Source organism: Sphingomonas daechungensis (assembly GCF_014489495.1).
GTDB classification, from domain to species: Bacteria; Pseudomonadota; Alphaproteobacteria; order Sphingomonadales; family Sphingomonadaceae; genus Sphingomicrobium; species Sphingomicrobium daechungense.
In genome coordinates this window covers 1877124-1899288 of sequence record NZ_CP060780.1, presented here as the reverse complement: position 1 = coordinate 1899288, position 22165 = coordinate 1877124, and the positions used below count along the sequence as shown (strand labels likewise).

The following is a 22165-nucleotide window of genomic DNA, read 5'->3' as shown; positions in this document are numbered from 1 at the left end:
ACAATGCGCGTCGGTGTGCCCAAGGAAATCAAGGTCCATGAATATCGCGTGGGTCTCACGCCGGCGTCGGTCGCCGAATTGGTCGCTGCGGGACATGAAGTCGTTGTTCAGGCCGGTGCCGGCGACGGCATCGATTGCCCCGACGCAGCTTACAAGAAGGCTGGCGCCGAGATCCTCCCGGATGCGGAGTCGGTGTTCAAGGCCGCGGACATGATCGTGAAGGTAAAGGAGCCGCAGCAGCAGGAAATCGCGCTGCTGGAGCCGCGCCATATCCTCTTCACTTACCTCCACCTCGCCGCGGACAAGCCGCAGGCGGAGGGCCTGATGAAATCGGGCGCAACCTGCATCGCTTATGAGACCGTCACCTCGCGCACAGGTGCACTGCCCCTCTTAAAGCCGATGAGCGAAGTCGCGGGTCGCATGTCGGTTCAGGTCGGCGCTCACTATCTTGAAAAAGAACAAGGCGGGCGAGGCGTGCTCCTCGGGGCGTTCCAGGCGTAGCTCCGGCGAAGGTCGCGATCCTCGGTGGCGGCGTTTCGGGCGTGAACGCAGCGCAAATGGCTACCGGCATGCGGGCAGACGTTACCATCTACGACATCAATAACGACCGTCTGGCCGAACTGGACATGTTCTTCTCCAGCCAGATCAAGACGGCTTATGCGTCGAAGAGGGCGATCGAGAATGCGGTCGCGGAGTCGGAACTCGTGATCGGCGCCGTGCTTGTCCCGGGTGCCGCTGCACCAAAGCTTGTCACCCGCGAGATGCTCAAGACGATGAAGCGGGGTTCGGTTCTGGTCGACATTGCGATTGATCAGGGCGGCTGCTTCGAGACCTCGCATGCGACCACGCACGCCGATCCTGTCTACGAGGTCGACGGAATCATTCACTATTGCGTTGCAAACATGCCGGGCGCAGTCGCGCGGACCAGCGCCTTCGCGCTCAACAATGCCACCCTGCCCTTCGCGCTAAAGATCGCGAACCTCGGTGCTGAGGAAGCGATGCGGCAGGATCCGCACCTTGCGGCGGGCCTGAACGTGTCCGGCGGGAAGATTCGGCACGAGGCGGTCGCCGAAGCTCTTGACCTGCCTTACGAGCCCGTCGCGTCCTGAGGCTTCTGCTGCGGCCGATCGAGCGCGGCCACAGCATCTTCGACGAAGGGGCGCCAGCTGGCATTGGCTGGCGCTTCTGCAAGGATTTCTCGCCAGATCGCCACTGCATCCTTGGAATCGCCCGATCGCGCCAGCGCGAGACCGTAGAAGAACCGCGGTGCAGGGTATCCTGGAGCCAGTTCATTCGCGCGCCGGAACGCGAGCTCGCTTGCAGGTGTGATCGTATTGGCGTGATCGGCCAGAGCATTCCCCAACCCGACCCACAGCGCGGGGTCACCGGGATGCTCCCGCACCGCGGACTGCAGAACGCCCGCCGCCTCCTCCGTCTTGCCGCGGCGCGCGAGGGACTCTGAAATCAACAACCAATGCTCTGTGGGCCCGAAGTTCCCGTAGAAGGCGTGGCGGAGGTTGGTGAGCGGGATCGGCGGGGTCCGCTGTTCCGCGCTCCTGGGAGACGACGGCACCTGCGGACTTCCGAGCGCGGCATAGCCGGCGGCTCCAAACAGCAAGGCTGTGCCGGCGAGCTGAAGCATGGAACCGCGAACCCGAAACGCCCACAGCAGTCCGAGGCAGGCAAGGATGAGCAGAAGAAGACCCAGCCAGCCGTTCATCGCGCTTTCCTCTTCAGCCGGCCCGCGACCACCGCTCCTCCGAAAATCAGGAGGATGATGGGCGCTGCCCAGAGCGGCCATGCGATCGGCTTGGCAGTCGGTCGATAGCTGATCCAGTCACCATAGCGGTCGATCAGCCAAGCCCGGATCGCGTCCGGCTTTTCGCCGGCCGCAATCCGCCGCCTGACCAGGTCACGCATGTCGCCGGCAAGGTCTGCGTCGGAATCCGCAATCGACTGACCCTGGCAGACGAGACAGCGAAGCTCCTCCATCAAGGCCTGCGCCTGTGCTTCCTGCTCAGGATCGGGCAACTGACGGTAAGCCCAGTAGGACGGCGGCAAGTTGGAATCGGCCAACAACGGCGACGCCAGAACCAGGGCAAGCGAGAAGATGATCCCTCTCATTTCGCTGCCCGGAGCTGTTTGAGGATCGTCGGCGTGTCGGCCGAACCGATCGGTCCGATGAACTGGTAACGGATCACGCCCTTGCCATCGATGACGAACGTTTCCGGAACGCCGGAAGAGCCGAGCGCGAGTTGTACGCCGCTGTTCGGGTCGAGGCCGACGCGTTCGTACGGATTGCCGTTGCGCTCCAGAAAGGCCCCTACAGCGCCTGGCGTGTCCCTCACGGCGATGCCGTCGATCTTGACCCCCTGCGCCTTGAGCCGCTCGAGGATCGGCGCTTCCGCTACGCAAGGCACGCACCAGCTCGCGAAGAAGTTGAGGAGGCGCGGCTCGCCGGTCGCGAGCTCTGCCGAATCGAGGCCCGCCCGCTCGGGGGTCGCGGCCTTCAGTGCAAATTCCGGCACTTCACGATTGACCAGCTGCGATCTGACAGCAGTGTCGCTCGGCTGGATCAGCCGCCAGGCGAAGGTGATCAAGATCCATACGACCAGGATAATTGGGATGAGGCGGAACGCGCGGCTCACCGAAAAGCCCTCCGGCGCCAGGAACGGCGTGCATGGCCAAGCAATGCGAGCAATCCGCCCAGTGCAATTAGGAACCCGCCGAACCAGATCAGGGTCACGAGCGGCTTCCACCACAGTCTTAACTGATAGCGGCCCTCGGCATCGGACTTGCCCAGCACGGTGTAGAGTTGCCCGCTGAGAAGCGTTTGGATCGCGGCCTCGTTGGTCTCCGTCGGCGGATCGGTGAAGTAGCGTGATTGGGGCTTCAACACGTGCACCCCGCCGCCTCGGGAAGCACGCAGTTCCGCTTCAACGGCGGTCCAGTTGGGACCGGCAACCGGCGATACGCTCTCGAACTTCACTAGCCAGGGACCGACATCGACCGTGTCGCCTGGGGCGGCCGCAGTGAGTTTCTCCGTCGTGAAGGCGGTGTCGGCAGCCATCCCTCCGATGGATACGGCCGCTCCGAGGTGCGCAATGGCCATACCCCAAATGGTGAGTGGCGTCCGCAGTGGATTGCGGCCGATAAGTGGAATGATCGTCGCGGGAAGCAATCCCGCCGCCAACGCTAGGCCGGCCTTCGCGAGCAAACTCGCCTGCGGCATGGCAAGCAAGGCTATTACGAGCGCCGTGGCAGCGAACAGGGATGGGATCGCCAGCTTGCGGGCAATGGGCCGACGTTCCTGTCGCCAGCTCAGTAGCGGCCCCACAGCAAGAAGGACGCCCAGCAGGATCGCGAGTGGACCGGCGACCGAATTGAAATAGGGCGCTCCGACCGACATCTTCTCACCTGTCAGCGCCTCGGCGCTCAGCGGATAGAGCGTGCCGATGAAGACGATCCCGAGGATGACCGTCAGGAGCAGGTTGTTGACGACGATGCCCGCTTCCCTGCTGACCGGCTCGAACGGCGCTCCCTCGCGAAGATTGGCCGCGCGCACGGCAAAGATACCGAACGCTGCGGTCACATAGATACCCAGCAGCGCCAGAATAAATGCGCCGCGGGTCGGATCGACGGCAAAGGCGTGGACGGAGGTCAGGATGCCCGATCGGACCAGGAAAGTCCCGACCATCGACATCGAGAAAGCGATGACGGCCAGCATCATCGTCCAGGCCTTGAGCGCGTTGCGCGCACCGAGGACAGCAACGGAGTGCAACAACGCCGTCGCCGCGAGCCACGGCATCAGCGATGCGTTTTCGACAGGGTCCCAGAACCACCATCCGCCCCAGCCGAGCTCGTAGTAAGCCCAGTAGCTGCCGGCGGTGATGCCCAGCGTCAGGAAGATCCAGGCGCCGAGCACCCAGGGCGCATCGCTCGCGCCAATTGCCTGTCGACGTCACCTGCGAGCATTGCTCCAACCGCTAGGCTGAAGGCGACCGAAAGTCCGACATAGCCGAGGTAGAGGGTCGGCGGATGGAACGCCAGGCCGGGGTCTTGGAGAAGCGGGTTAAGCCCCTGCCCTCAATCGGCGCGGGATCGAGTCGGGCAAAAGGATTGGATGCAAACAGCAGGAAAGCGTGAAATCCGAGCGCCAGCGCAGCCTGCGCCCCAGTGCCGCGATCAACGTCCGGCTTGGAAGTTGGCGTGAGAAGGTCGCCAGAGCCGCGCCGGACAAGCCAAGCACGGTCACCCACAAGAGCATCGAGCCCTCGTGATTTCCCCAGGCTCCGGCGACCTTGTAGATGAACGGCTTGGCGCTGTGACTGTTTTCGGCGACCAGCGCGACCGAAAGATCGGTTCTCGCGAAGACGATCAGCAGTATCACGAACGCGAAGAGACACAGCAGCCCCTGCACGACCGCAAGTCCGCGCACAGGCCGGTCGGCGTCGATCGTTCCCGCACATGCAACGCACTGAGAAACAGGCCCAGGACGGACAATGAGGCCGCCAGCCACAGCGCCGCGAGGCCGGCCTCTGGGATCATCGCTTGAGCGTCTGGCTGGCCTTATGTTCGGCCGTCTGGCTGCCGAGCTCGGGCGGCATGTACCGCTCGTCATGCTTGGCGAGGATATTGTCGGCAACGAAAGTCCCGCCGGCCACAAGCTGGCCCTCAGCGACTACGCCGCTACCTTCGCGGAACAAGTCGGGAAGGATGCCGCGGTAGGTCACAGGCACGCGCGCTTCTCCGTCCTCCACGACGAAGCGAGTGGTAACCCCATCGGCGTCGCGCTTCACCGATCCGCGCTCCACCATTCCGCCAAGGCGGACTGCCCTGCCCGTGCTGGCTTTCCCGGCGGCAACATCGGCCGGCGTGTAGAAATAGGCTGCCCGGTCGCGAAGGCCCCACATGGCGAGCAGGACGGCGGCGAGCACCGCAATGAGCGCAAGAACAACAAGAACCAGTCGCTGATGCTTCGGACGCGCGATCATTCGGCCCGCTTCAACCCGGCCGCTGCAGCCTCGGCCTTACGCATCGTCAGGTAAGCCCACGAAAGGAGGCCGGCCGTGGCGACGAGCACCACGGCATAGGCGGCGGTGACGAATGCCCAGTGACTCATTCGGACGCCGCCCGGCGCATCCGCGCCTCGACCTTCGCCTCGGCAAGTTCGGCCCGCATTCGCATCAGCACGGCTGCTCCGAACAGTGCCGTGAAGCCGAGTGCCGACAGCGGCAGCGGCCAAAGGATGGATGCATCGATCGACGAGCCCTGAACGCCAATGCTTTGTCCCTGATGCAACGTCCGCCACCACAGGACGGAATAATGAATGATCGGAAGATTGATTGCTCCGACCAGCCCGAACAACGCTGCCAGGCGTCCCTCTCCGCCGCGCTCCTTCTCCGCACCGGCCAACGCGATGTAGCCAAGGTACAGGAAAAACAGGATCAGCATGGACGTTAGTCGCCCATCCCATTCCCACCAGGTTCCCCAGGTCGGACGGCCCCAGATCGAACCCGTCAGCAGGCAGACGGCCGCGAACGTCGCTCCGGCGGGCGCAAGCGCTCGGCCGGCTACCGCCGCGAGCGGATGTCGCCAGACGAGCTGGGCAATCGACGCGGCAGCGATTCCCGCCCAGCCTGCCATACCGAGCCAGGCCGCCGGAACGTGGACGTACATGATGCGGACGGTTTCACCCTGCAGATAATCAGGCGGGTGAAGGCGAGTCCGCCGACAACGCCGATCATCGCCAAGATCAGACCAACGCCAAGCAGCCAAGCCGTCGCGGGCCGCGCGACCTTCAGGAACCTTGCCGGATTGGCAAAGCGGTGCACGGCCGTTCCTTATGCCCTGCCGATCAGCCGCTGCGCCATCGCATCCGCGACCGAAGCCGGGTCGCGGCCAGTCTCGGCGCTTTCGGCCCAGATCTGCTCCAGGCGATCGGGAATGCCCTCGATTTTCTGCCGGACGACGCTCGCGTCTCCGCTCCGCAGGAACTCGATGCAGACGTTGATGATGCCGCCCGCATTGATCACGTAGTCAGGCGCATAGAGGATACCGCGTGCGTTCATCCGCGCACCGTCCTCAGGAGTGGCAAGCTGATTGTTGGCCCGCCCGCGACAATCGGCACCTTGAGTTCCGCGATCGACCTCTCGTCGAAGATCGCGCCCAGCGCGCACGGGCTGAGGACGTCCGCCTCAAGACCGAGAATTTCGTCCGCTCCAACGACCTTTCCACCTGCCGCATCGGCGAGCTTCTGTGCCTTGGCCGCATCGACATCGGCAATCGATAGAGTGGCGCCTTCGGCCGCCGCATGCATGGCAACGCCTGTCGCAACGCTTCCCGCACCTTGCAGAGCAATGTGCAAGCCCTGCAGGCTATCCTTGCCGAGCGCGCGGCGGACCGCCGCCTTGATGCCCAGGAATACGCCGAGCGATGTGTGCGGGCCAGGATCGCCGCCGACTGCAGAACCTTCTACCGGAAGTCCGGCTACGAACTTCGTCTGACGCCGAATCTCAATCATGTCGGCAACGCTCATGCCGACATCTTCTGCCGTCACGTACCGTCCGCACAGATTGTCGACGGCCTTGCCGAAGTCATGGAGCATCGCCGGGGTCTTCGTGCGCTTTTCGTCAGCGATGATGACGGCCTTGCCGCCACCGAGCGGCAGCCCAGCCATCGCGTTCTTGTAGCTCATACCGCGTGAGAGACGCAGCGCGTCCTTCAGGCCTTCAGCTGCGTCCGCATAATGCCAGAAGCGGCAACCGCCGGCAGCCGGTCCAAGATGGGTCGAGTGAATGGCGATGATGGCTTTCAGGCCGCTCGCCTCGTTCCAGACGAAGTGCAGGTCCTCATGCGCGTCGAAATCTTCGAAGCCCCAGGGCGTATTCATAGAAAGGGAACAGTCCGATCAAACGTGAAAAATGGGGCGATCGACGGACTTGAACCCGCGACCCTCGGTACCACAAACCGATGCTCTAACCAGCTGAGCTACGATCGCCACGGTGCGCCGACCGCATTGCTTCGGGACGCGCGCGACCCCTTACGGGTGCAGCCTTTCAAAGGCAAGCAAGCCGCCATCCCATTTCGTTGAGACGAACGGTGGACCTTCCATCCGTCAATGTTGTTTTGAATAGCCTGATTTTAAGTTTGCTAAGATCGTTCCAGAGGCGCAATCTCTATCTAAGGGGAGAAGCAAGATGTTGGCGAGTCGCCGCTCGGGCCGGTCGCCGAATCTGGCGTGTCGTTGCGCGACACGTTGATTGCGGCCGGCTTGAATGAAGCGCTTGCAGATCAGCTTGATCGCTTGCCGCACAAGGTCTTACGGGTCGACCCTCGACGTCCCTTCAGGGAACCGAATGTCCCGCGCGACGAAGTGATGTTCGTCCGCTCCGGAATCATCTCCAAGTACAAGGTGGACAGCTCGGGACGTCGCCAGATCGTCGCTTTACGTTTCCCCGGTGAGGGCATCCTACCCCGCGACGGATTGTCCGGCTACGGCGTGCAGGCGATCGTCCCTAGCGAGGTGATGGTCGGCAGCGCCAAGGATCTCAACAAGATCGTCGAGCAACACCCCGAAATTCAGCACTTTTTCTGGCGTCTAACGCAACGCGCAGAGGCCATTGGCTACGAATGGCTGGTCAATTGCGGCCGCCGTGACTCTACTGCGCGCGTTGCTCATCTTCTCTGTGAGACGGCAGTGCGCAGCAGAACCAACGTGCCTGACGAGGCGTTGCATAACCCCTTCACGCAGCAGCAGATTGCGGAGATCACGGGCCAGACGTCGGTCAACGTCAATCGGGTTATGTCCGACCTTGAGCGTCAGGGACTGATTGAGCGGTCGGGCCGCGACATCAGGTTCACCGATTGGTCGGAAATTCGCCGCGTAGCAAGCTTCCAATCCAGCTATCTCGACTGAGAATTTCCGCGAAAGCATGGTGGGCGCGACAGGGATTGAACCTGTGACCCCACCCGTGTGAAGGGTGTGCTCTACCGCTGAGCTACGCGCCCATGCCCTCGCAGGAACCGGGCAGATAGGGATGCCGAAGCACCCTGTCCAGCTATTGAACCGCCTCTTTCAGGACCTTGCCTGGGCGGAACTTAGGCTGCGCGCTGGCCTTGATCTGCATGGGCTCGCCGGTCCGCGGGTTGCGCCCGTCGAGGCCTTGCGTCGAGTCACGGAGAAATTGCCGAAGCCGACCAAACGGACTTCGTCACCACGCTTCAAAGCAGAGGTGACGACCTCGAGCATGGTTTCCACGGCGCGGGCAGCGTCATTCCGGCTGAGGCCGGCACGATCAGCGACATGTCCGATCAGTTCCTGCTTGTTCATCGGTTTGGATCTCCCCGGCAATTACGCGAGACTCAGCCGCCAGCGCCCAATCCTTAAGGCAAGACTCTAAACACAAGTAAAGATCAGTGCCGCAATCGCGTTTCGCTATCCGACGAATGACCCGCTAATGGAGGCTCAGCGGCATGCTCGTCAGCCTCCGACCATTCGATCGGCTGCATCGGCTGTGTCATCGCACGCGCCAGGACCTCATCCACATGCTCCACCGGAATGATCTCAATCTGGTCTTTCACCGTCGCGGGAATGTCGACCAGATCCTTCTCATTCTCCGCGGGAATCAGCACGGTCGTGATACCGCCACGGAGAGCGGCGAGCAGTTTTTCCTTGAGCCCGCCGATGGGAAGCACGCGGCCACGAAGCGTAACCTCGCCCGTCATTGCGACGTCGCGCCGGACGGGAATGCCCGTCAGCGTCGAAATCATTGCCGTGACCATTCCGATGCCGGCTGACGGGCCGTCCTTGGGAACCGCCCCTTCCGGCAAGTGGACGTGAATGTCCTTGCGAGCGAAGATCGACGGCTTCACGCCGTAGGCCGGCGCGCGAGCCTTGACGAAGCTCATCGCCGCCTGGATCGACTCCTGCATGACTTCGCCCAGCTTGCCGGTCGTCTTGATCTGACCCTTGCCCGGAACGGTGACCGCTTCAATCGTCAGCAGCTCGCCGCCGACTTCGGTCCAGGCGAGGCCAGTGACGGCGCCCACCTGATCCTCTTCCTCGCTCACACCGTAGCGGAAGCGACGAACGCCGAGGAAGTCGTTGAGGTTCTCCTCCGTGACGACCACATTCTCGAACTTGCCCTCAAGGATCTTGCGTAAGGCTTTGCGAGCGACCTTGGCCAGTTCTCGCTCAAGCGTGCGGACGCCGGCTTCACGCGTGTAGAAGCGGAGAATTCCTCGCAGTGCTTGATCCGTGAATTCCAGCTCGCTGTCCTTCAGGCCATGCGCTTCCGTCTGCTTCGGGATCAGGTGGCGACGCGCGATTTCGACCTTCTCGTCCTCGGTGTAGCCCTCGAGACGGATGATCTCCATTCGGTCGAGCAATGGCTGCGGCATGTCGAGCGAGTTCGCCGTTGTGACGAACATCACATCCGACAGATCGTAGTCCAGCTCCAGATAATGGTCCTGGAAGCGCGAATTCTGCTCGGGTCGAGGACCTCGAGAAGCGCGGAAGCCGGATCGCCGCGGAAATCCTGGCCGAGCTTGTCGATCTCATCGAGCAGGAACAGCGGGTTCGACGTTCCTGCCTTCTTCAGGTTCGAGACAATCTTGCCCGGCAGCGATCCGATGTAAGTTCGACGGTGGCCGCGAATCTCGGCTTCGTCGCGCACGCCGCCAAGCGACTGTCGCACGAACTCACGGCCCGTAGCGCGCGCGATCGAGCGGCCGAGCGAGGTCTTGCCGACGCCCGGAGGTCCGACGAGGCACAGGATCGGCCCCTTCAGCTTGTTGGTGCGTGCCTGGACCGCGAGATACTCGACGATCCGGTCCTTCACCTTCTCCAGGCCATAGTGATCCTCGTCGAGGATGCTCTGCGCCTCGGCGATGTCCTTCTTGAGCTTCGACTTCTTGCCCCAGGGCAGGCCGAGCAGGACGTCGAGATAGTTTCGTGCGACCGTCGCTTCAGCCGACATCGGCGCCATCGCACGAAGCTTCTTCAGCTCGGCATTGGCGCGATTGCGGGCTTCCTTGGACAGCCGCGTCTTCCGGATCTTGTTGGCGAGCTCTTGGAGTTCGTCACCGCCCTCCTCGCTCTCGTTGCCAAGCTCGCGCTGGATCGCCTTCAACTGTTCGTTGAGGTAATATTCGCGCTGCGTCTTCTCCATCTGGCGCTTCACGCGGCTGCGGATCTTCTTCTCGACCTGCAATACGCCAAGCTCGCCTTCCATGAAGGCGAACACCATCTCCAGACGGCGTGACGGGTTCATCTCGCCGAGCAATGCCTGCTTGTCGGCGACCTTGATCGACAGGTTGGAGGCCACTGCATCGGCGAGCACCGAGCCATCCTCGATTTCGCCGAGCTGGATACCCGTCTCCGGCGGAAGCCGCTTGTTGAGCTTTGCGTAATGCTCGAACTGATCGACGACGGAGCGCATCAGGGCCTGAATCTCGGGCCCTTCGAACTTTTCGTCGTCGACCTCCTCGACTTCGGCGGACATATAGCCCTCTGAAGGAACGAGGCCGATCAGACGGGCACGTTTCACCCCTTCGACCAGGACCCGAACCGTGCCGTCGGGCAATTTCAGCAGCTGCATCGCCGTCGCGACGACGCCTAGATCGTAGAGCGCGTCCCGATCGGGATCGTCCTCGCCCGGATCAAGCTGGGCCACGAGGAACAGCTCCTTGTCGGCCGACATGGCCGCTTCAAGCGCCGCAACCGACTTCTCGCGGCCGACGAACAGGGGAACGATACGCTGTGGGAAAACGACAATGTCGCGCAGCGGGAGAATGGGGAGCAAACGGGTCATATGTGAGCTATATGGGCGGCGCACCGTTGCGGCGCAACAAAGGCTGCGGAACATTCACGCCCAGCGGTTCGCTTATCGCCTCGATTTCGGGAGATCGAACAATGTCGGACCGAGAGAAGATTAGCGAAGGCCAGAATGACCGTCCGCTCAACGAGACGATCGCGGGCACTGGACCTGGGATAGCGGATGACTCCTTGTTCCCAGGCGAGGACCCGCCTGAGCCGCCGAGCGAGGACGAAGAGCGCCGCATTCGGGAGAAACTTGGCGTGAAGGACGAGGTCGACACCCTCCCGCTTGAAGGCGAGTAGCTAGCCCGCTTTGCCCGATACGATTAGCAGGGCCGGCCCGAGGTTCTGCATCCCATGGGCTACCATGGGCAGCGCGAACGCGAGCCATAACGACCGTTCGCGCCACGCAACGAACAGCGTGGACAGAACCAGGAACGGCCACCAGATTGTCAGTCCCCAGATCGGAAACTGCATCGAGTGGGCTATTCCCCAACCCACGGCGCTGAGCACGATTGCCGTGACCGGCTTCATGAACCTGAGCAGAACAAGCAGCACGGTGCCCATGATCAGGGTCTCGACGACCGGCGCGAAGACGACCAGCCCGAAGATGAGCATGCCCGGCGTGAGTCCATCGAAGTTCGGATGTGGCTGCTCAGGCAATAGCTGAGCGACCACCGCCGAGAGGAGGATGCTTGGGATGAATGCGGTGGCCCAAGCCGTGACGACCGACAAAGGCGCATTTCGTGGCTCGCGAATTGGCCTAGGAAGAAATTTCAGCGGCCCCCAATCTCCGACGGGTAGACTACCTGAAAGCAACCTAAGCTCCCTGCTCGTCGGACTTGTTCTCGCCCCAATCCCATTGAAGGGCAGCAATCGCCTTGAGGGCTCGGTCCATGGCTTCCGGGCCCCCTTTTTTCGGGACGGTAATTCTGGCCTTAAGAAACCATTGCCCCTCTGTACGAGCATGTAACCAGTCCTTGCGTCGATGTTCTTATACAGGCCCTCGAACCAAGCGACGCGCCCCATTTGAAAGTTCGCGGGCGCCGGAGCGGGCGGGTCGATGCGGCGCCCCTGAAGGATTTGAAGCAGCGACTGTTCGACGCCGGCGCTTTCTTCAGCGAGGGAGATCGTGGCTGGATAAACGTAGAAGGTGATCCACGCGTCCCCGGTCCCCCCGCCACCGAGTGTGTAATACGCTGAGGCGTCCGACGGCCCGTAAACTGTCAGCCCCGCAGAGGCATATCGACAAGCTGTCGCGGAAAAATGAAGCCTGACGCGCGATGTGAAGCACTTCCGTCAGCCGCAACTTCCACTTCGGACGCGTCACCGCCCTGGATATCTATGCGGGGCTGCGAAGATGCGGCAGCGAACGGGACAATTTGAAACAAGAAAAGGGCCGCGGCGAAACCGATCGCTCTAGCGGCACTTCGAAACATCAGGCGGCGTCGCCCGCCTTACCTTTTTTCGCGTACACTCGGACAGGCTCCTTGGTACCCATGACGACTTCCTTGTCGACATGGACCTCGTCGACTCCGTCCATCGATGGGAGATCGAACATGGTGTCGAGCAGGATGCCCTCCAGGATCGAACGCAGGCCGCGAGCGCCGGTCTTGCGATCGATCGCCTTTCGGGCAACCGCGCCGAGCGCGTCCTCGGTGAACTCCAGTTCGACATCTTCCATGTCGAACAGCTTGGCGTACTGCTTCACCAAAGCATTTTTCGGCTCGACCAGGATCTTGACCAAGGCTTCCTCGTCGAGGTCCTCGAGCGTCGCAATCACGGGCAGTCGCCCGATGAATTCCGGGATGAGACCGAATTTGAGGAGGTCTTCGGGCTCCGTGTGCTTGAGCGTTTGCCCGGTGCGCTTCTCTTCGGGCGCCGCGACATGAGCGCCGAAGCCCATCGACTTGCCCTGCATGCGGTCATCGATGATCTTTTCGAGGCCCGCGAAGGCGCCGCCACAGATGAACAGGATGTTCGTCGTGTCGACCTGCAGGAACTCCTGCTGCGGATGCTTGCGGCCGCCCTGCGGCGGAACCGAAGCGGTCGTGCCTTCCATCAGCTTGAGCAGAGCCTGCTGCACGCCCTCGCCCGACACATCGCGCGTGATCGACGGATTGTCCGACTTGCGCGAAATCTTGTCGATTTCGTCGATGTAGACGATGCCGCGCTGCGCCTTCTCGACGTTGTAATCGGAGGCCTGGAGCAGCTTCAGGATGATATTCTCGACGTCCTCGCCGACGTAACCGGCCTCGGTCAGCGTCGTCGCGTCGGCCATCGTGAACGGAACGTCGAGGATGCGTGCCAGCGTCTGCGCCAGCAGCGTCTTGCCGCAACCGGTCGGGCCGATCAGCAGGATGTTCGACTTGGCGAGCTCGACTTCCTGGCCCGTCTTCGCGCCATGGTTGAGCCGCTTGTAATGGTTGTGCACCGCGACCGAGAGGACGCGCTTCGCACGGTCCTGGCCGATGACGTAATCATCGAGGACCTTGCAGATTTCCGCAGGCGTCGGGACGCCATCGCGGGTCTTCACGAGAGCAGACTTGCTCTCCTCGCGGATGATGTCGTTGCAGAGCTCGACGCACTCATCGCAGATGAAGACGGTCGGGCCGGCGATCAGCTTCCTGACCTCGTGCTGCGACTTTCCGCAGAAGGAGCAGTAAAGGGTGCTCTTGCCGTCGCTGCCTGAAAGCTTGGTCATTCAAATCCTTGTTCAACCGACCGCGCGCGGCCGACGCTATCGAAGGCCATGCTAGCCTTCTTTATTACACAATCAATCTAGCTTCACGGTTAACGTCGGGCCCGATCAATCGCTCCTGTCCCGAATATGGATTGCCCGGCACAACCCCGCAAGAGGCTGAATTCATTCAAGATGCCTCAAACCGACACTGGAGTCCGGAAAACTCCCGGTTGAAAAGCCCCAATGAACCCATAGGATTAAGCGAGTTATAGGGGGTTATCATATGCGTCTTCGTCGCGCTGTCGCGCTGCTCCTGCTTGCGTCCTCCGGGCCCGCGATTGCAGCGGATCAACTCAGCTTCGGTCCTGCCCCTCCTGGGTTGCGCCGATGGCGATCCCGAAGACCTCCAATGCCCAGAGGAAGCGCCGGTCGCCATTCTATTGAGCGACCAGCAAATCCGCCTCGAACCTGGAGTCACCACGACGTATGTGGAGAGCGCGCTGAAGATCCAAAATGGGGAGGGCCTTGCGGCCGGCAATCTCTCTCTTCCCTGGGATCCGGCGACCGAGAAGGTTACGGTCCACAAGCTCCTGATCATCCGCGATGGGGAGACGATCGACGTGCTGAAAAGCGGTCAGACCTTCACCACCATGCGCCGCGAACAGAATTTGGACACGGCAATGCTGGATGGCCGCCTGACCGCGAACATCCAGCCGGAGGGACTTCAGCAAGGCGACGTCCTCGTGCTTGCCACCTCCGTGGAGCATCGCGACCCGGTCCTGAAAAACCATGTCCAAAGTCAGTTCGGAATGTGGAACGGAGTACCGGTCCAGGCCGCCCGGGCGCGTCTTCTATGGCCTGACCAGATCAAGCTGAAAGTCCAGCAAACGAACCTGCCGGATATCAAACCGGTTCGTCGTGGCGGCGAAAACCAGGTCGAGATCGCAATGACCGATGCGCAGCCCCTGCTTTTCCCGAGCGGCGCCCCGCTCCGCTTTTCCGTGGGACGCTATGCGGAAGCCAGCGACTTCGGCTCATGGGCCGAGGTGGCCAACCTGATCGCACCCCATTACCAGGCCGCCAGCAAGATCCCGCCAGCGGACCACTTCGCGATGAGGTCGAGAAGCTTCGTAAGGTCACGGACAAGCGGGCACAGGTCGAACAGGCACTCGCGCTGGTTCAGGACCGCGTGCGCTACGTGGCCCTGCTCATGGGTGAAGGAGGATATGTCCCGGCCTCCGCGGAATCGACGTGGAGCCGACGCTTCGGGACTGCAAGGGCAAGACGACCTTGCTCCTCGGAATTCTCCACGAGCTGGGCGTGAAGGCCGACGCCGTGCTGGTAAACTCCAGCGCGGGCGATCTCATTTCGGGTCGCCTGCCCATGCTCAACGTGTTCGATCACGTGCTCGTTCGCGCCGAACTTAACGGAAAAACGTACTGGCTAGACGGTACGCGCAGCGGCGATGGCTCGCTGGATGCGATCGATGTCCCGGAATTCTCCTGGGGCCTGCCGATCGTAACGTCTGCGAAGCTCGTTGCCATCAATCCGCCGCCGTTGACCGTGCCAGACACAGAAGTTGCGGTGTCGATCGACGCGACACAGGGCGTGTTCGCGCCTGCTACGTTCAAGGTTGAGCGCATCCTTCGCAGCGACACAGCGCGAGCGACGAATACGGTCCTGGCCAAGCTTTCGCCCGCGCAGCTCCAGCAGACGCAGACTGGCTTCTGGAAGCAGACTTACGACTACGTGACTCCGAAAGAGACCAAGTTCACCTTCGACAGAAAGAAGGCGGAGCTGCGTCTCACTATGAGCGGTGAGGCGAAGCTCGAATGGAAGGACAATTGGTTCTACGTTCCGAACTCCAACCTCGCGTACGAGCCTGATTTCGAGCGGACCTCTGGCATCAACCGGGACGCGCCATTTGCCTTGGCCTACCCCAATTACGAAGTCAGCCACGTCGAAATCCGGTTCCCGCCTGGCTTCAGCCCTTCCCAGCCGAAGATACCGGCTCCGGTGCGCGAGACTTTGGCCGGCGTCGAATATTCTCGCACCGTGAAGCTCGAGAACAACATGCTGACGCTTGATCGGGCCGAGCGCACCATTCTTCCCGAAATTGCCTACAAGGATGCACAGGCGGCCGCCGGTCGGCTGAAGGCACTAGCCAACGACGACGTGTATCTGCGTGTGCCGAGCGGCTATCAGATGACGGAAGGCGACCGGAAGGTGCGCATTTCCGAAAAGCCGGCATCGGCGCAGTCCTTCATCGATCGCGGCCTGCTGTTGCTCGATGCGGGAAAGACGGACGAGGCAATCGCCGACTTCGATGAAGCGGTGAAGCTCGACCCACAGAACTCCTATGCCTGGGCCAATCGCGGGATCGCGCATGCCTGGAAGAACGATGGCAAGGAAGCGCCTGACCTAGCCAAGGCGAGCGAGCTGGACCCCGACAACCCTGTCGTCCCGCGCGGGCGCGCAGTGGCTGCCGAGATGCGCGGCGATTTCCCCACTGCGATCAAGGAATACACGGTCGCAATCGAGAAGGATCCGAGCAACACCTTCGCGTACATGCACCGGGCTTCGTCCTACTACGCGGCCGGTGAACCTCAGAAGGCGCTGGCCGATACCGACGAATTGCTCAAGAAAGGCCAGAAAAGCGCCAATGTCCGACTTCTGCGGGCAAACATTCTTCGGGCCAGGAGGACGACGTCGGAGCTCTCAGGGAGGCGGAGCTTCTGATTTCCGAGAATCCCGACGCCACCTATCCGCAAGTCGCCGCGGCCCGGATTTTCGCATCGCTCGGAAAGAAGGACCGAGCGATGAAAGCTTTCGATGGCGCGCTTGCAATCAAGCAGGAGTCCTACATTTATGTGAACCGCGCACAGTCGCGACCGCGGTCAGACATGCCCGGCAAGATGGCGGATATCGAAGCCGCGCTGAAGATCGAGCCGACAAACGTCGATGCGTTGCTGGTCAAGGCGGAACTGCTGGTCGACCAGGGGAAATTGCCGGAAGCCTTGGCCGCCTACGAGTCATTGTCCAAGAACGAAGACGCCAACTGGACCTGGACCAAGGCCCAGCGCGGGATCGTGCTCGCGAAACTCGGCCGAACGGACGAAGCGCGCAAACTCTTTGCCGTGGCCCGCTCCGAATCGAAATCGGCGCAACAACTGAATAACCTTTGCTGGGCCAAGGCGACGGCAAACGTCGAAATTGAAACTGCCCTCGACGACTGCCGGGAGGCTGTTCGTAAGGAGCCAGACTCGGGCGCCTATCTCGACAGCCTGGGACTGGCGCTGCTGCGGTCTGGAAAGCTCGATGAGGCGATCGCCGCCTACGACAAAGCCATTGCCGTGCGCACCGGGCTTCGTCCCTAATGGGACGGGCGATCGTCAAGGACCGCAAGGGCGATGCTGCCGGTGCTGCCTCGGACCGAGCATCTGCAATCAAGCTCTCGGCGGATATCGAAGACGTCTATCGCGGATATGGTCTGGAGATCGGGGTGAAGCCAACGGCAACCCAGGCGAACGCCAGCAGCTCTTAAGGAACCAGCTCGCCACCCTTGATGACCGCGTCGACATGCTCAAGTGCACGGATATCGGTGAGTGGGTCGGCTCGGACCGCAACAAGGTCGCCCCACGCGCCCGGACGTAGAGAACCGACTTCGCCCTCCATACGAAGCGCTTTGGCCGCCTCTGTCGTCGCAGCCTGGATCGCCTGCATGGGCGTCATCCCATACCGTACCATGTAAGCGAACTGGCGGCCGCCAAGACCATAGGGATAAACCGCCGCGTCGGTCCCGAACGTCAGCTTCGCGCCCGCCTTGACCGCGGCAGCAAAGCCCCGCCGCTGGATATCGGTCGTCTCGCGGTTCTTGCGGAGATATTCGGAAGGCCAACCCTGCTTGGTTCCGAACTCCTCGATCCAGTCTCCGTTGTAGATATCCATGTCGAGCCAAACGCCATTTTTCTTGGCCAGCTCAATCCCTTCGGCATCAAGGAAGCTCGCATGTTCGATCGTGCGGGCGCCGGCGCGGATCGCGGCCTTGATGCCTTCCGCGCCATGCGCGTGAGCGATGCAGTAGCTTCCGCGCAGCTCTGCCTCGTCGCAGGCCGCCTTCATCTCCTCCGGGCTCAGCTCGAGCGCGCCGGGCTCGCTACCCAGCGCCAGGACCGCGCCGGTTGCGATCAGCTTGATGAAGTCCGCACCGTGGTCGAGCAGGTAACGCGCCTTGTCGCGGGCTTCGGCGGGATTGTGGACGACACCCACGCGGAACGTCTCCGGAACGGGCATGTCGGGCGCCAGCGCATCGATCTCCCCTCCTCCGCCCGGCGTCGTGATGTAGCCGCCGGCGACGAGCATGCGAGGACCGGCGAGGTCACCAGAGTTGATCGCGTCGCGCAGGGCGACGTCCGTCAGCCCGCGATAGACTCCGACATCACGGACCGTCGTGAACCCGGCGCGGAGCATGATGCGCGCGGCGGGCACGGCCTTGAGAATGGTTGCCGCTTCGCTGTGCTTGAACGGTTCGGCGGGGTCGGCGCTGGACGCTGCGCCGTCGGCGATGTGGGTGTGAAGGTCGATCAGGCCTGGAAGGACCGTCAGTCCCGACCAGTCCACTGTTACCGGGCCATCGGCTGCGGACCACGGCGTTATTGCCGCAATCTTGCCGTCGACGATCCGGATGCGCTGATCGGCGCTGACCTTGCCTGTTTCCGGATCGATCAAGCGTCCTGCGCGAACGTCGACGCTCGCCGCCAATGCGGGAGAGGCCGCGGCGAGGGCGCAGGCAAATGCGATTGCCAGTCGAACGGCCATAGCCCCTCCCCGTTTCAGCTTAGACTGGTGAGACGTCCCCGGCGCCGGTCCCGGCGTCTTCGCCCTGTTCCGGACGCTTTTCGAACACTTCGTCGATCAGCCCGAATTCCTTGGCCTCGTCGGCTTCCAAAAACTTGTCGCGGTCCATCGCCTTCTCGATCTCCTCGATCGCTTGGCCGGTGTACTTCGCGTAAAGCGCGTTGAGGCGTGAGCGCATGCGCAGGATCTCGCGTGCCTGGATCTCGATATCCGCGGCCATGCCCTGCGCACCGCCCGACGGCTGGTGGACCATGATCCGGCTGTTTGAGAGCGCAATGCGCATTCCGGGCTCACCGGCAGCAAGAAGGAAGCTGCCCATCGACGCGGCTTGGCCGATGCACACCGTCGCGACCTTGGGCGGATGTACTGCATGGTGTCGTGGATCGCGAGGCCCGCCGTGACGACGCCGCCCGGCGAGTTGATGTACATGAAGATGTCCTTCTTCGGGTTCTCTGACTCGAGGAAGAGCAACTGCGCGGTGACGAGCGAGGCCATGTGGTCCTCGATCGGCCCGGTGATGAAGATGATCCGCTCGCGAAGCAGGCGCGAATAGATGTCGAAGCTGCGTTCGCCTCGGTTGGACTGCTCGATGACGATCGGGACGAGCTGCGAAACGATGTCCTGGTGATCCATTAGAAAATGCCGGTCCTACTGTTGGTGCGACCTACATCGGCGCGAAAGGGCAAAGGTTCAAGCGCTGCAACGCGAAGGGCGGCCCGATTTCGGACCGCCCCTCTCTATTCACGAATTAAGCCTGAACTGCCTTCGGTCAGCCGCGCTCGGGCGCCGGCGGCGGCGGAGGCGGAGGCGGAGGTAGCGGAGCCGGCTCAGCCACTGGCGGCGGAGGCGGCGGCGGCGGCGGTGGCGGAGGAGCAGGCTCGGCCACGGGCGCCGGCTTGCTCTCGCCCAACTTTACGCTGACCCTGGCGTAGTAGTAGCGGCCCGGAAGGTCGTATACGGTCGGGTCAAAGTTGTTGATGTCGCAGGTAAAGCAGCCGGGCGCCTTGGTGTTGAACAGATTGTTCACACCGACTGCGAGGCCGAACCGATCATCCAGGAACCCTGGCGTCCAGCGGCCCTGAATGTCGGTGTAGAAACGCGACTTCAGGACATTGCCGTCGGATTCCTTCAATTTGGACAGGTAACGACCAGTCAGCGACAGGCCGAAATCCGCCAAGTCCCAATCGATCACGCCGACCGACTTGAACTTCGGGAAGCCTTGCGACGGGCTGCCCTGCTCCGTTCCTTCACGACTAATCGTCTGGGTGCCCCCGGTGATCGGAACGATGACATCGAAGTTCTTCAGGATCGTATTGTTCCAGGTGAAACCGAACCGTCCGGCGGAGGTCTCAGGAGTCTGAGTCCTGAAGTTGATGTCCCATCCCTTGGTTTTCACGCCCGCAATGTTGACGAGGAAACCGGAGATCTGGGTCAGCTGTCCACCGCTGCCCGCGCGGGTGACGAGGGCGCAGGCCGCGGGATCGTTGTTGACCACGCAATTGCTCAGCGTGACGTCCGCGGCGACCGTCTGGATCGCGCCATCGATCTTGATGTTATAGTGGTTCACTTCAAGCGACGTGCGCGGCAGGAACGACGGGCTATAGACGCCGCCGAAAACCCAGCTCTTCGACGTTTCAGGCACAAGACCCTGGTTGCCGCCGACGATGACTGAGATCTGCGGATTCGCCTGCTGGTAAGTGCCACCTGCGGGAACCCCAGCCGCAATACAGTTCGCACGAACCGTTGCGTCGTTGAGGAAGTTCTGCGGAGCCGTGCTGTCGTTCGAACAGGGATCGCTGATCGTCTGGTCGAAGCGCGACTGCGTGCCGAACAGCTCGCCGATGGTCGGCGCGCGGAAGCCTTCCGCGTAGGAGCCGCGGAACCTTAGGTCCTTGAACGGCTTCCAGTTCACTTGCCCCTTGAAGGTCGTCGTCGAGCCGGACGTCGAATAATCGGAGAAACGGACCGCACCGTTTACTTCGAGCAGCTCGATCCCAGTGACGCCCGACAGGATCGGCGCGTTAAGCTCGAGATAGGCTTCCTTCACGTCGTAATGGCCACGCGTCGGCTGCGCAGGGATATCCGAGCTAAAGCCGGCGGCGACCACCGGATCTGGGTCGAAGCTACCGCTAAGCTTGCGATATTCGAGACCCGCGGCGACCCCCAGAGGCCCGCCGGGCAGATCGAAGAGCTCGCCTGAGATGTTGCCGGTGAAGTCCCAGATCGACTGCTCGCTCTTGTCGTTCTGGATGAACGTCACATAGTCCATCATCGCCTGGCTGATGGAGCCCGCGCCGCCGAAGAAGTTGAAAGGCACGCAACCGGGCGTAGCGTTGCAGGTCGCGAGCGGCCCGATCGCAATACCCAGCTTCTGCGAGTTGACGTTTCCGAGCATGCGCTGCTTCGCGTTGTTCTGGCCGTAAACGCCGTTGACGTCCCAGTACCAGTCGCGTCCGCCGATATCGAACTTGCCGTCGAAGGTGACGACGCCATAGTAGGTATCGACTTGCTGGCTGAACCGGCGCGGCCCGCCTTCGACGAAGCGCCGATAGATCAAATCCATGTTGGACGAGTCGATGTCGACGCCAAACGGATTGTACGGGTTCGTCGCATCCACATAGAGGGAGTCGAGAACCGGAGTTATGCCGGCCGCCTGGCCGATACCGAACGGAAGTGGAGCCGCCTTGTTCTTTGACTTGCGCTGGTTCCAAAGGAGTTTGAAACTAAAGTTTACGTTTTCAGTGACTTCGGCGTGCAGGTTTCCGAACACTCCGTAGCGTTCCAGCGGAATCTGCAGATAGTTATAGGGCGCGAAGTTGAAGCGATCGGCCGGGCTCACGAAATCCCGAAAATCCGCGGGGGTGGTGGTTCCGTTAAGCACTGGCGCGATCAGGGTGGTGTCTCCACTCCCTCCGAATATGGAGCCAATGTAACGGCCATTGGGCAGGAACCCGGAACAACCGCCATCCGCACAGCTGCTTCCATAAGGTGCCGGCCAACGCGAAATCGCGCGGTCTCCAGAGCTTACGGCGGCCGATTTCACATAATTACCACCGACAACGATCTGCAGAGGAGCATCACCGCCGTTACCCCAGCTAAGCTGGTAGTTCTGGGTGAAACCGTCGCCCTCTTCGAGGTAGCTGCCAAGCTGGGCGGAAGCGACGAAGCCATTCTGGCTCTGCTTGGTGATGATATTCACCACGCCTGCGATCGCGTCGGAGCCGTAGATGGCGGAAGCACCGTCCTGCAGCACTTCGACGCGTTCGATCATGCTTTCCGGGATGGCGTTCAGGTCGACCGAGCCCGGGACGCCTGAGGCCGAGGCACCGTTCACGAAGCGAAGGCTGTCGACAAGGACCAGCGTCCGGCGAGAGCCGAGGTAGCGGAGGTCGATTTCGGCGGAACCGGCGCCCACGCCGCCACCGTCAGGCGGGTTGCCAAGGTTGCCCGAGTTGTTGAACTTCGAGTTCAAACCGCCGCCGGAGCTCGGAAGGCGCTGGAGAACGTCGTTGATCGAGTTCAGGCCCGTCTTCGCAATATCTTGCTGATCAACGAAAGTGACCGGCGCATCCTGCGAAAGGGGGTCGCGACGGATGCGCGAACCGGTGACGACGATATCGCCAACGTCGGACGGCTCGGTGCTGGTGCTTGCGGGCGCTTCCTGCGCGTCGGGCGGCGGAACGTTGTCCTGTGCGTTCGCTGTCGAAGCGATCGCGAGTGCGGCCAAGGCAGAACCAGCCCGTAGTGCGAAAGAAATGCGCATCATCATGCCCCTTTTGTCACGCCCCGGTTGCTGCCGGGTCCAA

Annotated in this window: 14 protein-coding genes, 2 tRNA genes and 8 pseudogenes; 7 read left to right on the top strand and 17 right to left on the bottom strand. The window is 62.1% G+C overall.

Annotated elements, in window-relative coordinates; translation table 11 throughout:
* Positions 1-3: 3 nt before the first annotated feature.
* Positions 4-1109, top strand: a pseudogene (ald, locus tag H9L15_RS10200) (alanine dehydrogenase).
* On the opposite strand, the gene H9L15_RS10195 reads toward ald, so the two are convergent.
* The 9 genes and pseudogenes from H9L15_RS10195 to H9L15_RS10160 all read right to left on the bottom strand — a co-directional run bounded on the left by H9L15_RS10195 (position 1088) and on the right by H9L15_RS10160 (position 7000).
* Complete coding sequence (locus tag H9L15_RS10195) at positions 1088-1720, bottom strand: tetratricopeptide repeat protein (protein ID WP_187714004.1); 633 nt, start codon at positions 1718-1720, stop codon at positions 1088-1090. The pseudogene ald and the gene H9L15_RS10195 overlap by 22 nt on opposite strands.
* The gene (locus H9L15_RS10190; RefSeq protein ID WP_187714003.1) at positions 1717-2124 is read right to left on the bottom strand and encodes a cytochrome c-type biogenesis protein; all 408 of its coding nucleotides are present in this window, start codon (positions 2122-2124) and stop codon (positions 1717-1719) included. Before H9L15_RS10190 ends, H9L15_RS10195 begins: the two co-directional genes overlap by 4 nt.
* On the bottom strand, positions 2121-2648 hold the full coding sequence (locus H9L15_RS10185; protein ID WP_187714002.1) for a DsbE family thiol:disulfide interchange protein: 528 nt from the start codon (positions 2646-2648) through the stop codon (positions 2121-2123). Before H9L15_RS10185 ends, H9L15_RS10190 begins: the two co-directional genes overlap by 4 nt.
* Positions 2645-4548 (bottom strand): annotated as a pseudogene (locus H9L15_RS10180) (heme lyase CcmF/NrfE family subunit). Before H9L15_RS10180 ends, H9L15_RS10185 begins: the two are co-directional and overlap by 4 nt.
* Complete coding sequence (ccmE, locus tag H9L15_RS10175) at positions 4545-4994, bottom strand: cytochrome c maturation protein CcmE (protein ID WP_187714001.1); 450 nt, start codon at positions 4992-4994, stop codon at positions 4545-4547. Before ccmE ends, H9L15_RS10180 begins: the two are co-directional and overlap by 4 nt.
* Entirely contained in the window at positions 4991-5122 is a 132-nt protein-coding gene (locus H9L15_RS18895; protein ID WP_262984779.1) for a hypothetical protein, read from the bottom strand. Before H9L15_RS18895 ends, ccmE begins: the two co-directional genes overlap by 4 nt.
* Positions 5119-5834, bottom strand: a pseudogene (gene ccmC / locus H9L15_RS10170) (heme ABC transporter permease CcmC). Before ccmC ends, H9L15_RS18895 begins: the two are co-directional and overlap by 4 nt.
* 9 nt (positions 5835-5843) lie before the next feature.
* A pseudogene (locus H9L15_RS10165) lies at positions 5844-6892 on the bottom strand (Glu/Leu/Phe/Val family dehydrogenase).
* A gap of 32 nt (positions 6893-6924) precedes the next feature.
* Positions 6925-7000, bottom strand: a tRNA-His gene (locus tag H9L15_RS10160).
* 240 nt (positions 7001-7240) lie between these two features.
* Here H9L15_RS10160 and H9L15_RS10155 point away from each other — a divergent pair.
* Positions 7241-7918 carry a Crp/Fnr family transcriptional regulator gene (locus tag H9L15_RS10155; RefSeq protein ID WP_187714000.1) on the top strand — a complete coding sequence of 226 codons (678 nt, stop codon included), beginning with the start codon at positions 7241-7243 and terminating at the stop codon, positions 7916-7918.
* A gap of 17 nt (positions 7919-7935) precedes the next feature.
* Here the strand turns inward: H9L15_RS10155 and H9L15_RS10150 are convergent.
* From H9L15_RS10150 to lon, 3 genes and pseudogenes are all read right to left on the bottom strand, one after another.
* A tRNA-Val gene (locus H9L15_RS10150) sits at positions 7936-8010 on the bottom strand.
* A 50-nt stretch (positions 8011-8060) separates the two neighbouring features.
* Positions 8061-8332 (bottom strand): annotated as a pseudogene (locus tag H9L15_RS10145) (HU family DNA-binding protein).
* A gap of 83 nt (positions 8333-8415) precedes the next feature.
* Positions 8416-10814 (bottom strand): annotated as a pseudogene (gene lon, locus H9L15_RS10140) (endopeptidase La).
* A gap of 101 nt (positions 10815-10915) precedes the next feature.
* Between lon and H9L15_RS10135 the strand changes: the two are divergent.
* A complete protein-coding gene (locus tag H9L15_RS10135) occupies positions 10916-11122 on the top strand; it encodes a hypothetical protein (RefSeq protein WP_187715951.1) in 207 nt (68 codons plus the stop codon).
* Here H9L15_RS10135 and H9L15_RS10130 read toward each other — a convergent pair whose 3' ends face one another.
* Positions 11123-11437, bottom strand: a complete 315-nt coding sequence (locus H9L15_RS10130; protein ID WP_223276153.1) for a CPBP family glutamic-type intramembrane protease — start codon at positions 11435-11437, stop codon at positions 11123-11125. It lies immediately after the preceding gene.
* A gap of 820 nt (positions 11438-12257) precedes the next feature.
* Positions 12258-13523 carry an ATP-dependent Clp protease ATP-binding subunit ClpX gene (gene clpX / locus H9L15_RS10125; RefSeq protein ID WP_187713998.1) on the bottom strand — a complete coding sequence of 422 codons (1266 nt, stop codon included), beginning with the start codon at positions 13521-13523 and terminating at the stop codon, positions 12258-12260.
* A gap of 467 nt (positions 13524-13990) precedes the next feature.
* On the opposite strand from clpX, the pseudogene H9L15_RS20380 reads away from it, so the two are divergent.
* The 4 genes and pseudogenes from H9L15_RS20380 to H9L15_RS10105 form a co-directional block, all read left to right on the top strand.
* Positions 13991-14407 (top strand): annotated as a pseudogene (locus H9L15_RS20380) (DUF3857 domain-containing protein); the annotation flags it as partial.
* A 346-nt stretch (positions 14408-14753) separates the two neighbouring features.
* Positions 14754-16241, top strand: coding sequence for a tetratricopeptide repeat protein (locus tag H9L15_RS10115; RefSeq protein ID WP_187713997.1), 1488 nt, complete (start codon positions 14754-14756; stop codon positions 16239-16241).
* A gap of 80 nt (positions 16242-16321) precedes the next feature.
* Positions 16322-16879: a tetratricopeptide repeat protein gene (locus H9L15_RS10110; protein WP_187713996.1), complete on the top strand. Its 558-nt coding sequence runs from the start codon at positions 16322-16324 to the stop codon at positions 16877-16879.
* Positions 16879-17046 (top strand): hypothetical protein, encoded by a 168-nt coding sequence (locus H9L15_RS10105; protein ID WP_187713995.1) that lies wholly within the window; start codon positions 16879-16881, stop codon positions 17044-17046. Before H9L15_RS10110 ends, H9L15_RS10105 begins: the two co-directional genes overlap by 1 nt.
* Here the strand turns inward: H9L15_RS10105 and H9L15_RS10100 are convergent.
* The 3 genes and pseudogenes from H9L15_RS10100 to H9L15_RS10090 form a co-directional block, all read right to left on the bottom strand.
* Positions 17043-18320 (bottom strand): Xaa-Pro dipeptidase, encoded by a 1278-nt coding sequence (locus H9L15_RS10100; RefSeq protein WP_187713994.1) that lies wholly within the window; start codon positions 18318-18320, stop codon positions 17043-17045. The genes H9L15_RS10105 and H9L15_RS10100 overlap by 4 nt on opposite strands.
* 19 nt (positions 18321-18339) lie before the next feature.
* Positions 18340-18992, bottom strand: a pseudogene (locus H9L15_RS10095) (ATP-dependent Clp protease proteolytic subunit).
* 136 nt (positions 18993-19128) lie between these two features.
* Complete coding sequence (locus tag H9L15_RS10090) at positions 19129-22122, bottom strand: TonB-dependent receptor domain-containing protein (protein WP_187713993.1); 2994 nt, start codon at positions 22120-22122, stop codon at positions 19129-19131.
* Positions 22123-22165 lie beyond the last annotated feature (43 nt).

Coding starts and splice junctions, on each gene's coding strand:
- H9L15_RS10105 (WP_187713995.1), top strand. CDS start 16,879: ATGGGACGGGCGATCGTCAAGGACCGCAAGGGCGATGCTGCCGGTGCT.
- H9L15_RS10130 (WP_223276153.1), bottom strand. CDS start 11,437: ATGCTCATCTTCGGGCTGGTCGTCTTCGCGCCGGTCGTCGAGACCCTG.
- ccmE (WP_187714001.1), bottom strand. CDS start 4,994: ATGATCGCGCGTCCGAAGCATCAGCGACTGGTTCTTGTTGTTCTTGCG.
- H9L15_RS18895 (WP_262984779.1), bottom strand. CDS start 5,122: ATGAGTCACTGGGCATTCGTCACCGCCGCCTATGCCGTGGTGCTCGTC.
- clpX (WP_187713998.1), bottom strand. CDS start 13,523: ATGACCAAGCTTTCAGGCAGCGACGGCAAGAGCACCCTTTACTGCTCC.
- H9L15_RS10135 (WP_187715951.1), top strand. CDS start 10,916: ATGTCGGACCGAGAGAAGATTAGCGAAGGCCAGAATGACCGTCCGCTC.
- H9L15_RS10090 (WP_187713993.1), bottom strand. CDS start 22,122: ATGCGCATTTCTTTCGCACTACGGGCTGGTTCTGCCTTGGCCGCACTC.
- H9L15_RS10190 (WP_187714003.1), bottom strand. CDS start 2,124: ATGAGAGGGATCATCTTCTCGCTTGCCCTGGTTCTGGCGTCGCCGTTG.
- H9L15_RS10100 (WP_187713994.1), bottom strand. CDS start 18,320: ATGGCCGTTCGACTGGCAATCGCATTTGCCTGCGCCCTCGCCGCGGCC.
- H9L15_RS10195 (WP_187714004.1), bottom strand. CDS start 1,720: ATGAACGGCTGGCTGGGTCTTCTTCTGCTCATCCTTGCCTGCCTCGGA.
- H9L15_RS10110 (WP_187713996.1), top strand. CDS start 16,322: ATGAAAGCTTTCGATGGCGCGCTTGCAATCAAGCAGGAGTCCTACATT.